The sequence below is a fragment of the Streptomyces murinus genome, from assembly GCF_002154555.1.
Classification (GTDB): Bacteria; Actinomycetota; Actinomycetes; order Streptomycetales; family Streptomycetaceae; genus Streptomyces; species Streptomyces murinus.
Window position 1 is genome coordinate 1 of sequence record NZ_MUNF01000674.1, and the last position, 10,771, is coordinate 10,771.

Annotated in this window: 10 protein-coding genes; 5 read left to right on the forward strand and 5 right to left on the reverse strand. The window is 72.5% G+C overall.

The features are described from left to right. On the reverse strand, nt 1-1,312 hold a 1,312-nt coding region (locus CCN72_RS32710), incomplete at its 3' end, for a HEAT repeat domain-containing protein (protein ID WP_208638164.1). Between the two features lie 566 nt (nt 1,313-1,878). On the opposite strand from CCN72_RS32710, the gene CCN72_RS32715 reads away from it, so the two are divergent. From CCN72_RS32715 to CCN72_RS32735, 5 genes are read left to right on the forward strand one after another with little or no spacing between them, the layout of a single operon-like run. Next, nucleotides 1,879-2,814 (forward strand): beta/alpha barrel domain-containing protein, encoded by a 936-nt coding sequence (locus CCN72_RS32715; RefSeq protein ID WP_086811830.1) that lies wholly within the window; start codon nt 1,879-1,881, stop codon nt 2,812-2,814. After that, entirely contained in the window at nt 2,811-3,632 is an 822-nt protein-coding gene (locus CCN72_RS32720; RefSeq protein ID WP_086811832.1) for an alpha/beta fold hydrolase, read from the forward strand. The genes CCN72_RS32715 and CCN72_RS32720 overlap by 4 nt, the downstream gene beginning before the upstream one ends. After that, nucleotides 3,622-5,826 carry an isocitrate/isopropylmalate family dehydrogenase gene (locus tag CCN72_RS32725; protein WP_086811834.1) on the forward strand — a complete coding sequence of 735 codons (2,205 nt, stop codon included), beginning with the start codon at nt 3,622-3,624 and terminating at the stop codon, nt 5,824-5,826. The genes CCN72_RS32720 and CCN72_RS32725 overlap by 11 nt, the downstream gene beginning before the upstream one ends. Then, nucleotides 5,823-6,524, forward strand: a complete 702-nt coding sequence (locus CCN72_RS32730) for an RraA family protein (protein WP_086811836.1) — start codon at nt 5,823-5,825, stop codon at nt 6,522-6,524. Before CCN72_RS32725 ends, CCN72_RS32730 begins: the two co-directional genes overlap by 4 nt. Then, nucleotides 6,514-7,395 (forward strand): DUF6282 family protein, encoded by an 882-nt coding sequence (locus tag CCN72_RS32735; protein WP_244174591.1) that lies wholly within the window; start codon nt 6,514-6,516, stop codon nt 7,393-7,395. Before CCN72_RS32730 ends, CCN72_RS32735 begins: the two co-directional genes overlap by 11 nt. 88 nt (nt 7,396-7,483) lie before the next feature. Here CCN72_RS32735 and CCN72_RS32740 read toward each other — a convergent pair whose 3' ends face one another. From CCN72_RS32740 to CCN72_RS32755, 4 genes are all read right to left on the reverse strand, one after another. Next, the gene (locus CCN72_RS32740; protein ID WP_086811841.1) at nt 7,484-8,386 is read right to left on the reverse strand and encodes a LysR family transcriptional regulator; all 903 of its coding nucleotides are present in this window, start codon (nt 8,384-8,386) and stop codon (nt 7,484-7,486) included. 184 nt (nt 8,387-8,570) lie between these two features. After that, the gene (locus tag CCN72_RS32745; protein WP_086811843.1) at nt 8,571-9,860 is read right to left on the reverse strand and encodes a multidrug effflux MFS transporter; all 1,290 of its coding nucleotides are present in this window, start codon (nt 9,858-9,860) and stop codon (nt 8,571-8,573) included. A gap of 115 nt (nt 9,861-9,975) precedes the next feature. After that, nucleotides 9,976-10,173 (reverse strand): tautomerase family protein, encoded by a 198-nt coding sequence (locus CCN72_RS32750; protein WP_031050342.1) that lies wholly within the window; start codon nt 10,171-10,173, stop codon nt 9,976-9,978. Between the two features lie 217 nt (nt 10,174-10,390). Continuing rightward, a partial coding sequence (locus CCN72_RS32755) for a cellulose binding domain-containing protein (protein ID WP_208638165.1) occupies nt 10,391-10,771 on the reverse strand: 381 nt, incomplete at its 5' end.

Below are 10,771 nucleotides of genomic sequence, written 5' to 3' on the forward strand. Positions count from 1 at the left end.
GGCCCACGGAGCGCAGCGCGGGCACCAGCAGCGGTCCGTGGGCCGGCGCGCACGCCTCCAGGGCCTCCCGCAACGGCGGCCGGGTGAACCAGTAGAAGTTCCCGCCGTAATGGGCGGAGGGCCCGAACCCGTCGTCCTCCTCGTGGTCCAGCGCATGGGTCAGGGCCGGTACGGCGCGTACGTCGCCGTGCCGGGCCAGTGCCCAGGCGGCGCGGAGCGCTGTGGGGCGGTGCGGATCGTCGAGCGCGGCGGCGAGGCGGTCGTCGAACACGGCACCGGCGTCGCCCGCCGCGGCCAGCAGGTCGGCGGCCCGCGCCCGGTTCTCCGGCTCGGGATCCTCCAAGGCCACCCCGAGCAGCGGGACCAGCGCCGGGACGGCCGAGCGGCGGCGGAGCATCGCGTCACCGGCCGCCTGGAGCGCGCCGCCGCGCACCCGCGGGTGCTCATGGCCGATCAGGGCGCGGACGACGTCCAGGTGGGCTGCCGGGTCATCGCCGCACAGGGCGCACAGGGCCGTCGCCAGGTGCGCGCCGTCCTCGCGCCAGGCCGGGTAGGCGTGGTGGGGCGTGGCCGGTGCGAGGGCCGCGTCGAGGAGGTCCCGCCAGGTCGCGGCGGCCGGGTCGAGCCGCCGGGCCGCCGCCAGGCGGGCGAGCGTGAGCGCGTCCGCGTCCCTGCCGACCGCCTCGACGAGGCGGCGTACGGCGGCGGCGAGCGGGGCGGCCGAGGGGGAGCCGGACGCGCGCGCCCCGGCCGCCGCCCGGGCGCCCGCCAGGCGCAGCGACACGCGCAGCGCGAGGTCGGGCTCCACCGCGTCGCGGTCGGCCAGCGCCCGGGCGGCGTCCTGCGCGCGCGGCGACCAGCGGGCGTACTCCCACAGCAGGTCGGCCACGGCGGCACGAACCGCGGGGTCGGTGTCGTCCAGCAGCGCGACCAGGAGGTCGTGGCCGGCGGTGAGCGCCGCGCGGCAGGACCGCGCGTGCTCGTCCGAACTCCAGGGCTCACGCATGTCGTTGGGCAACGCCGCGAACTGGCCGAGCAGTTCCACGATCGCGGCCCGCAGGGGCAGACCGGGGGCGGCCGCGAGTTCGAGGAGGAAGGGCAGGGCCGCCGCGCCCGCCGCGTACACGGCGCCGCCCTGGTGGTAGATCGCGGTGTCCAGTTCGTCCAGGCGTTCCTCCCGCTCCGGGTCGGGCCCGGGACGCGCCAGGGCGCGAAGGATCGCGGGGACGTCGGCGGCGGAGCCGTACGCGTGCGCGAGGTCCGCCCAGGGAACGGCGTCGAGGCCGTCGAGCGGCACCGGACCGGCTATCACTGATACTCCTTCGCGGCTCTTGATTGACAACGCTGTCGTACGCCACCCTGTAACACGAATTTGAACGTTCGGTTTCGCGGGCGAGTCCGGTGAGTATGCCATGGCGGCAGCCACCTGGAATCATCACCGATCATGATCGATACCAGTGCGAATTGAGTCTTGGACGACTCGCGCACCGATGCTGGACTTGACGCGTGACAGACCGCGCAGGTCAAACAGCCCCCACAGCAACGGTATATGGAAAGTAAATTTCTTCAATGAATTCGGCGTACTCGGCGAGTGGCCTTCGACTGCCATCTTCACCTTGCACTTCCCGCGCCGACACCGCTAGCATCCATTCCGCTTCGGGGGGCTCGGCCGGCGAAGTGACTACGCATTAGCTGCGCCCCAAAAGAATTCCGGTTTCATCCGGCATTCTTGAATGCATCGATCTGGGCGACGGGGGACGGGGGAAATCGCCACCATGTGTCAGTTATCCATTGACACCGATTTTTCGCTGCGGTGCACGATACGAACCACCATTCTCGCCCTCCCAGCCGCCACCTCGGACAGTCAACGGAGGAGACATGGTCACCAATCTCGATGTGACGCTGCGAGACGGGGGATACCGCAACAACTTCGGCTTCACGCTCGAATACGCCCTGGAACACGCCAGGGAGAGCGTCGCGGCCGGTATCGAATGGGTTGAGATCGGATACCGCAAGGGATCCTTCCAGCCCAAGCCGGACCTCGGACTGACGGGCATGGGCGCCGACGAGTACATACGCGCCATGGCCGAGGTCATACCGCCCGAGCGGATCTGCATGATCCTGCACCCGAAGAACATCGAGGACGACGACCTCACCCAGATGTTCGAGGCCGGCGTACGGCTCGTCCGGTTCTGCCTGCCGTCCACGACGCCCGAGCCCGGTCTCGCCGTGCTCAGCAAGGCGGCGGACCTCGGCTTCACCACCACCGTGAACATCACCCGCGTCAGCCAGCTCGACCGGCGGCGCCTGGTGGAACTCTCGGCGATGTCCGAGGACGCGGGCGCGGACGTGATCTATCTGGCGGACTCCAACGGCAGCCTGCTGCCGGACGAGGTCTCCCGCCTGGTCACCCTGGTCCGCTCGGTGACCCGCTCCGCGATCGGCCTGCACGCGCACAACAACCTGGGCCTGGCGCTCGCCAACTCCATCGCGGCGGTCGACGCGGGCGCCACCTGGATCGACTCCTCGGTCCTCGGCATGGGCAAGGGCCCCGGCAACCTGATCACCGAGCAGTGGCTGGCCTACCTGGGCCGCGCCGGGCGCACCGAACGGTACGACCTCGGGCGGATCCTGACCCTCGCGCACCGCATGGAGTCCGAGATCGCCGAGGCGAGACCCTCGCTGCCGCTGCCCGACCTGGTCCTCGGCCACTTCGACCTCTCCGTCGAGGAGCGCGCCAAGCTGCCCGTGGACCACATGGGCGCCGCGTTCAGCGCCGCGCGCGAGCTGACCAGCCCGGTGGTCGCGGCATGACCTCGCCGGCCACGACACCGCTGCGGCCCCCGGTCGCCGTGCACCTGGGCGAGGCGGGCGCGCCCCGCACCGCCTGTGTGCTCGCGCCCGTCATGGCCCGCTGGGACCGGGGGGCCTTCTTCGAGCCCGTCGCCGAGGCGCTGGTGACGACCGGTCACCGGGTGACGGTGTACGACACCCTGTCGCTGCTGCGCGACGGGGACGACCTCGCGGCCCTCGCCGACCGGTGGGCGCAGGTGCTGCGCGCCGAGGAGCCCGACGTCCTGGTCGGCAACGCCCTGGGCGGCGCCGTCGTCCAGCGACTCCTCGACCGGCCCTGGACGCATCGGGCCGATGTCGTCCTGCTGTCCTCCCCCACGGTCGCCGACGAGGTGCTCGACGCGACCCTGGAGCGCATCGCGGCGGCCGTGGCCGAGCGGGGCACGACCGCCGCGCTCGACCTGCTGCACGAGGTGGTCCGCGGCCCGGCGGACCCCGCGCCCGTCCCGGCCCCGGCCGGCCCGCGGGACACCCCGGACAGCGAGCGGGACGGCGCCGACGACCCGCTGTACGGGTGGCGCCTGGCCACCGGTCTGCGCCTGCTTCACCGCGCCGATGTCCGCGGCCAGGTCGAGGCGTTCCCCGGCAGGCTGTTGCACGTCTACGGCAACGAGTCGAACCTCGTGGGCAGGCAGCACCTCGCAACCGGCCCCGGGCACCGCAGCGTCGGCATTCCGGGGGCGGGCATGCGCCCCCACGCCGACCGGCCGGAGGCCACCCGGCGGGCCGTCGCCGCGTTCCTGGCACCACAGCAGAAGAAGAGGATCCATGACCAGTAAGACCGTCGCGGTACTTCCCGGCGATGGCATCGGCCCCGAGGTACTCGATGCGGCCCTCCCGGTGATCGACGCCCTCGGGCTGCCCCTCACCCTCGAACACGGCGACATCGGCTGGGAGTTCTGGCGCACCGAGGGCACCCCGGTGCCGCAGCGCACCTGGGACCTGATCGGCCGCAGCGACGCGGTCCTGCTCGGGGCCACCACCAGCAAGCCGGGACGCGAGGCCCTGGCCGACCTGGCACCGCACCTGCGCGAGCAGGCCCCGCAGTACGTGTCCCCGATCATCCAACTGCGCCAGCGCCTCGACCTGTTCGCCAACCTGCGGCCGGTCGAGAGCTACCTGGGCGGCACCCCGTACCGCTTCTGCGTGGTGCGCGAGAACACCGAGGGCCTCTACGCGGGCCTCGACTGGGACCAGGTGCCCGAGGAGATGTGGCCGCTCGTCGCGGACCACCCCAACGCGCGGATCAGCGGCCGCGAGGCCACCACCGCGAGCGTGCGGATGCTCACCCGGCACGGCCTGGACCGCATCCTGCGCTACGCCTTCGAGCACGCCCGCGCCCACGGGCACCCCCGGGTCACCCTCGCCGACAAGCCGAACGTGCTGCGGCGCAGCAGCGCCTACGCCCGCGAGCGTCTTGAGGAGATCGCCGCGGACTACCCGGAGATCGAGTACGAGATCCTCAACGTGGACGCCGTCGCGCTGTGGATGGCGCGCCGCCCGGAGCGCTTCGGGGTCATCGTCGCCGAGAACATGTTCGGCGACATCCTGTCCGACCTCGGCGGCGGTGTGATGGGCGGCCTCGGCCTCGCGCCCAGCGCCAACATCGGGGAGCACGGCAACTACTTCGAGCCGGTGCACGGCAGCGCCCCCGCGCTCGCCGGGACCGGCCGGGCCAACCCGCTCGCCGCCTTCCTCACCGTCGGCCTGCTCCTCGAACACCTCGGCTTCGGCGAGGCCGCGGGCCAGGTGCGGGACGCGGTCTCGCATGTGACGCGCCGCCGGGACCGGGTGACGTACGACCTGGGCGGTACGGCGACCACCACCGAGTGCGCCGCGGCCGTCCTTGACGCCTGCGGTGCCGTGCCGCGCGCCCACACCGCGGCCGTCGTCACCGTCGGGGACGAGCTGCTGCGGGCCGTCCTGGAGGACAGCAACGCGGGCGAGGCGTCCCGCAGGCTGGCCGCCCGTGCCGTACCGGTCCGCGTCCGGCACACCGTCGGCGACGACGAGGCGGCGATCGCGGACGCCGTGCGCTCCTCCATCGGCCGCGACGACGTGGTCGTGGTGATGGGCGGGCTCGGCCCCACCTCGGACGATGTGACCCGGGTCGGGGTCGCCCGTGCGGTCGGCCGGCCGCTGGAGCACCGCGAGGAGGCATGGCAGGGCGTCGTCGAGCGGCTCACCCGCTTCGGCGTCGCCGTCCACGAGGACAACCGCCGCCAGGGGCAGTTCCCCGAGGGCGCCGAGCTGCTGCCCAACACCAACGGCACCGCCTGGGGCTGCCGCCTCGACGTACAGGGCACCACCGTGGTGATGCTCCCCGGCCCGCCGCGCGAGTGCCTGCCGATGCTCGACGCCTTCCTGCGCGACGGCCTCGCCCACCTCCCCGAACCGGAGCCCGTGGACACGGTGTTCCGCCGTACCCTCGGGGTCATCGAGGCGGACGCCGCCGCCGCGGTGGACGCCCTGGTGCGGGATCTGGGGCTGCGGGTCAAGCCCGCCTACCGCTGGCACTACCCCTACGTGGACATCCGGATCGACTGCCCGCCACAGAGCGCGGCGGAGCTGGCGAAGCGGCTGGACGACGCGCTCGGCGCGTACGTCGTCACCGACCGGGAGCGCACCGCCGTCCAGGAACTCGCCGAGCTGCTGGACGCGCGCTCGCTGGCCCTGACGGCCGAGGACCGGGTCACCGGCGGCCGGTTCGCGGCCGAGCTGGCCGCCGAACGGCGGCCGGCCGAGGACCGGGAGCCGTCCGCACGGGTGTCCGCGACGCTGGACGCGGACTGGGCCGGCAGCGGCCCGCAGGACCACACCGGCACCGTCCGCCTGCTGTGCACGGTGCACGACGGGGCGCGGGAGCACACCGGCGAGCTGACCGTCCCCAACCGGGGTCCCGAAGTCCTCGCGTACGCCGCCCAGTTCGCCGCCTGGACCATCGCCCGCCGGCTCGTGGAGGAGACCGCATGACCACCGTATCCGCCGACCCGCTGCTCGACGACGAGCTGCGCGCACGACTGGCCCGGCTGGACACGGCCGCCCTCTCCGACGCGATGGACAGCCTGCGGGCCGCGCCGTGCGTGCTGCCCGGCATCGCCGCCCGCACACCCGGCGGGGTGGCCTTCGGGCCCGCGTTCACCGTGCGCTACCGGCCCATCGAGGACGACGGCGCGTTCCACAACGCCGCCAACTACATCGACGACGTGCCGCCCGGCTCGGTCGTGGTCGCGGACAACGGCGGCACCGGCGCATGCACCAACTGGGGTTCCCTGCTCACCTCGGTGGCGCTGCGCCGGGGGATCGCGGGCAGCGTCGTGCACGGTGCCGTACGCGACGTACGGGAGACCCGGGAGGCCGGGTACCCGTTGTTCAGCACCGCCGTCACCATGGTCAGCGCCAAGAACCGGGCGGTGCTCGAAAGCACCGGTGCCGACCTGGACATCGAGGGCACCGTGGTCCGCCCCGGCGACCTGGTGTTCGCGGACGACAACGGGGCGCTGCGCATCCCCGCCGACCTGGTCGCCGAGGTCGTCCGGCGCGCCGAGGCGGTCGAGCGGACCGAGCGGCGCATCCGGGAGGCCGCCGCGGACGGCATCCGTCTTGACGAGGCGCGGGCCCGCTACGGCTACGCGCGTCCCTGGGAGGACAAGGGCGACGATGACGCCTGAGCCCATGACCGCGGCCACCGCCGGACAGGCGGCGTTCGTGGACGTCCACTACCACGTCGGCCCGGACGCCTATGTACGGCGGCACACCGCGGCCACGGCCGGTGACCAGTACGCCCGGCTCGGCGGCTGGGTGGTCCTGAAGAACCATCTGGGCTCCACCGCGGCCCAGGCGTGGGAGGCCCGCCAGCAGGGCCTGCCGGTCTCCGGGTCGATCGTGCTCAACGACATCGCGGGCGGCCTGGACACCCGGGCGGTGGAACAGGCCGTGGTGCAGCACGGCGAGGACAGCGGGCTGCGCCTGATCGTCCATCTGCCGACGGTGACCGGGCGGACCCACACGAGCCGGCTGTCCCGCACCCCGGCGCATCCGCTGCTGGCCCGGGACGGGCTGCGGCCGCTCACCGTCACGGACGGGGACGGCGCGCTCCGGCCCGAGGTGCGGGAGATCCTGCGGATGGCCCGGGACCTGCCGGTCGTGATCTCCACCGGGCACGCCGACGGACGCGAGGTGGCCCTGCTGGTCGAGGAGGCGGTACGGCTCGACGTGCCGCGGCTGATGCTCAATCAGCCGGCCAATCCGATGACCGGTCTGAGCTGCGCCGATCTGCTGGACATCGCCTCGGCCGAGCAGGTGTACGCGGAGCAGACCGCGCTGACGTACCTGCTGGGCTACCAGGGCTGGGACGACTTCGCCGCCGTCCTCGCCAAGGTGCCGCGCGCCCTCTACAGCTCCGATCTGGGGCAGACCTCCCAGATGGACATCGGGGAGTGGACGACGCACAGCCGGGACTGGTTCGAGAAGGCCGGTCTCGACGAGGGCCGGATCACGGAGGTCGTGCGGGACGCGCCGCTGAGGATGCTCAGCCTGTAGGACGGCCGGGCCGACCGAGTGTCAGCGCCCCGGAAGGGACCGAGGTCAGGGTCTCTTCCGGGGCGCTGTGCGTGGGGAACGCGGTCGGTCAGGAAGTCCCCATGGTCTTGCGGCGGACCCGGGCCGCCGTCTCGGTGAGCAGTTCCAGCCGCATCGGGTCCGCGTTCTCCGGCAGCGCGAGGAACATCCGCATGGTGATGGGCTCCCCGTCCAGCGGGAGCAGCGCGATCCGGCGCGAGGAGACCGTGTCGGCCGCCGTCGGGTACATCAGGGTCCAGCCGTCGCCGCTCGCGCCGATCTCGGCGAGGGTGTCCTGGAATCCCGTGAACGGCGCGCCGAAGGTGGGTTCGAAACCGGCCTTGCGGCAGGCGGCCACGACAGCGTCGTACAGCGCCGGGTTCTCGCCCCGGGAGGCGATACGCAGCGGAACTCCCGCCAGGTCGGCGAGGTTCAGGCTTCTGCGGCCGGCCAACGGGTGCGCGGCGGGGAGGGCGGCCACCAGGGGGTCGTACCAGAGGGTGAGCAGCCGCAGTCCGGGGGCGCTCTCCACACCGCGGACGAACGCGGCGTCCAGCCGGCCGGCCCGTACCTCCTCCAGGCGGTGGTGGGCGCCGAGGGTCTGGAACTCGAAGCGGGTGCCGGATCCGGAGTCGGGCAGCGCGTCCAGGAAGTCGTCCAGGCGCTCGCCGAGGGCGGAGCTGATCCCGACGCGGAACGTGGCGTCCTTCTGGGCGGCCAGCCGCTGGGCCTTGGCGGCGAAGGAGCCCAGCGCCTTCAGCAGTGCGCGGCCCTCGGGCAGCAGGGCCTGCCCGGCCGCGGTGAGCGTGACCGTGCGGCTGGAGCGGTCGAAGAGCTGGGTGCGCAGCTCCCGTTCCAGTCGGCGCACCTGCTGGCTGACCGCGGGCTGGCCGATGTGCAGCCGCTGGGCCGCTCTGCCGAAATGCAGTTCCTCCGCGACGGCGACGAAGTACTGGATCTGGCGCAGTTCCACAGGACCCCCCAATCCTCGACGGGCGGCCCTGTGATGGAAACTCAAGACACTTATATTGATGAATAGATCAATACAGACTTCGGGGTCGCCGCAGAGGAATCCTCGCACACCTGACAGCGGCACCCGTACGCGCGTCAGCGCCGCACGGGTGCCGCTGCCGTCGGTCGTACGGCCTCATGTGGCCTTATTCCATGGCGGCTTCCTGAAGGTCGGCGGCCGGGCGGTCGGCCGGCCGCTCTTCGCTCTGCCGCACCGGCACGGGTGCGGCCGCCGTCGTACGGGAGGCGAGTGAGAGGAACAGGGCGAAGGCGCAGATGCCCAGCACCGCGGCGATCAGCACGAACCAGCCGAGCGCGAACAGGTCACCGGCGGGCAGCCGGCTGGAGAGGTAGATGCCCAGCGAGGCGGAGAGCAGCTGGAGCGCGCCCATCAGGCCGGACGCCGAACCGGCGGTCGCGCGGAACGTGGTGACGCCCGCGCTCATCGACAGCGGCAGCAGGAAGCCGTTGCCGAACGTCATCACCGGCATGAAGACCAGCACCAGCAGACCCCAGCGGCCGCCGGCCCCGCTGAGTCCGAGGCCCAGCATCATCAGCGCGCCGACGAGGAAGAACCCGTGGCCCATCCACAGCAGCCGGTTGACGGACCGGGTGCGGACCAGGGCGCGCGAGGTGAGGTTGCCCGCGACGTAGGCGAGCGAGACGGTGATGTAGCAGTAGCTGGTGGTCTCGGTGGCCAGCCGCATCTTCTCGAACACCAGCGGGGAGGCCGCCAGGTAGCCGAAGTAACCGCCGTACGCCACGCACAGGTTGACCGTGTAGGCCCAGAACAGCGGACGGGACAGCAGCTTCGGGTAGCCCTTGAGGGTGGCGCCCAGGTGCTTGCTGCGGCGCTCCGGCGGCAGGCTCTCGGGGATCGCGGTGATCATCGCGACCAGGGTCACCAGGCCGATCACCGCGGTGACCACGAACGGCGCGCGCCAGGAGACGTACGTCGTCAGGTAGCCGCCGATCAGCGGCGCGACGGACGGGGAGACACCGACGATCGGCATGACCGTGGCGAACATCCGGGCCGCGTCCTTCTCCTCGTACAGGTCGCTGATCACGGCCCGGCCGAGCACCATGCCCGAGCCGGCGCCCAGCGCCTGGAGGAGCCGGCTCGCGCCGAACACCTCGACCGTGGGCGCCGCGGCGCACACCAGGGAGGCGAGCACGAACAGGCCGAGTCCGGAGACGATGACGCGCTTACGGCCGTACGCGTCGGATATGGGCCCGTAGACCGCCTGGGAGACCGCGATGCCGATCATGAAGGCGCTGAACGTCCACTGCACCGACGCGACCGGGGTGTGGAAGGCGTGCGCGGTGGCCGGGACGCCCGGCAGGTTGATGTCGGAGGCGAACAGGCCGCCCGCGTTCAGTGAGGACAGGACGGCGAGCAACAGCGCGTAGGGCGTGCGAGTCGATGCGGACTTCATGGCACGTGGCAACTTCCTTGGTCAGGGCTCAGGTCGACCGAAAAGGGGAAGCCGTTCCCGGGCGAAACGGGGGATGTGCGCCCGGGAACGGCGGCTCGGGTGTCGGCCCCTGGATTCAGCGCTTGGCGGCGCGGGCGGCCAGCGTCTCGCCGGCGATGGACCAGCTGTCGGTGCCGATCTCCTGCACGGTCACCCAGACGCTCTCCGGCTTGCTGCCGGTGGCCTTGACGTACGCGTCGGTCAGCTCGCGGACCAGCTCGGCCTTCTGCTCGGCGGTCTTGCCGGGGGTCTGCTGCACATGGATGAGAGGCATTGCGTTCTCCTGGATCGAGGTCGCGCCGATGGCGCACGGTCCGCGGCCGGTTCGGCCGGGATCCGCCGTGGATCCAGTCCAGCACCGGACCAGGGGCCGTCCAAGACGCAATACGCTCTGAGAACGATCACGACTCGTGATATGCCCAGGTGGGGCGGGTGTACGACGGCTCGTCAGGTAGAGACCAGTGCCCGGTGGGCGGGTGGCCGCGGCACGGTTACGCGCAGCGCCGGCCGTTGAGCGTGAAGGCGTCCGGGGCGCGGTCGGCGTCCGTCCAGGTGCCGGTGAAGCCGAAGGCCACGGCGGTGCGGGCCGGGACGACCCGGTCGTAGTCGGCGGCGGTGGCGGTGACCCGGGAGCCGTTCTGGCGGACGGTGGCGTCCCACACCCGGCCGATGCGCTGGCCGTCCGGGAACGTCCACTCGACCCGCCAGCCGTCCAGGGCCTGCTCGGTGGTGACGGTGACGGTGGCCTGGAAGCCGCCGGACCACTGGCTGACGAGGTCGTAGCCGATCCGGCAGGAGGACGGCGGGGCGGCCGGGAGGCTCACCGGGCCGTGGGCCAGGGAGGGGAGGCCCCTGGGCGGGGAGTCGGGGCT

Excerpts from the sequence above, each read along its gene's own strand:
- CCN72_RS32715 (WP_086811830.1), top strand. The coding sequence starts at position 1,879 with ATGGTCACCAATCTCGATGTGACGCTGCGAGACGGGGGATACCGCAAC.
- CCN72_RS32720 (WP_086811832.1), top strand. The coding sequence starts at position 2,811 with ATGACCTCGCCGGCCACGACACCGCTGCGGCCCCCGGTCGCCGTGCAC.
- CCN72_RS32725 (WP_086811834.1), top strand. The coding sequence starts at position 3,622 with ATGACCAGTAAGACCGTCGCGGTACTTCCCGGCGATGGCATCGGCCCC.
- CCN72_RS32730 (WP_086811836.1), top strand. The coding sequence starts at position 5,823 with ATGACCACCGTATCCGCCGACCCGCTGCTCGACGACGAGCTGCGCGCA.
- CCN72_RS32735 (WP_244174591.1), top strand. The coding sequence starts at position 6,514 with ATGACGCCTGAGCCCATGACCGCGGCCACCGCCGGACAGGCGGCGTTC.
- CCN72_RS32745 (WP_086811843.1), bottom strand. The coding sequence starts at position 9,860 with ATGAAGTCCGCATCGACTCGCACGCCCTACGCGCTGTTGCTCGCCGTC.
- CCN72_RS32750 (WP_031050342.1), bottom strand. The coding sequence starts at position 10,173 with ATGCCTCTCATCCATGTGCAGCAGACCCCCGGCAAGACCGCCGAGCAG.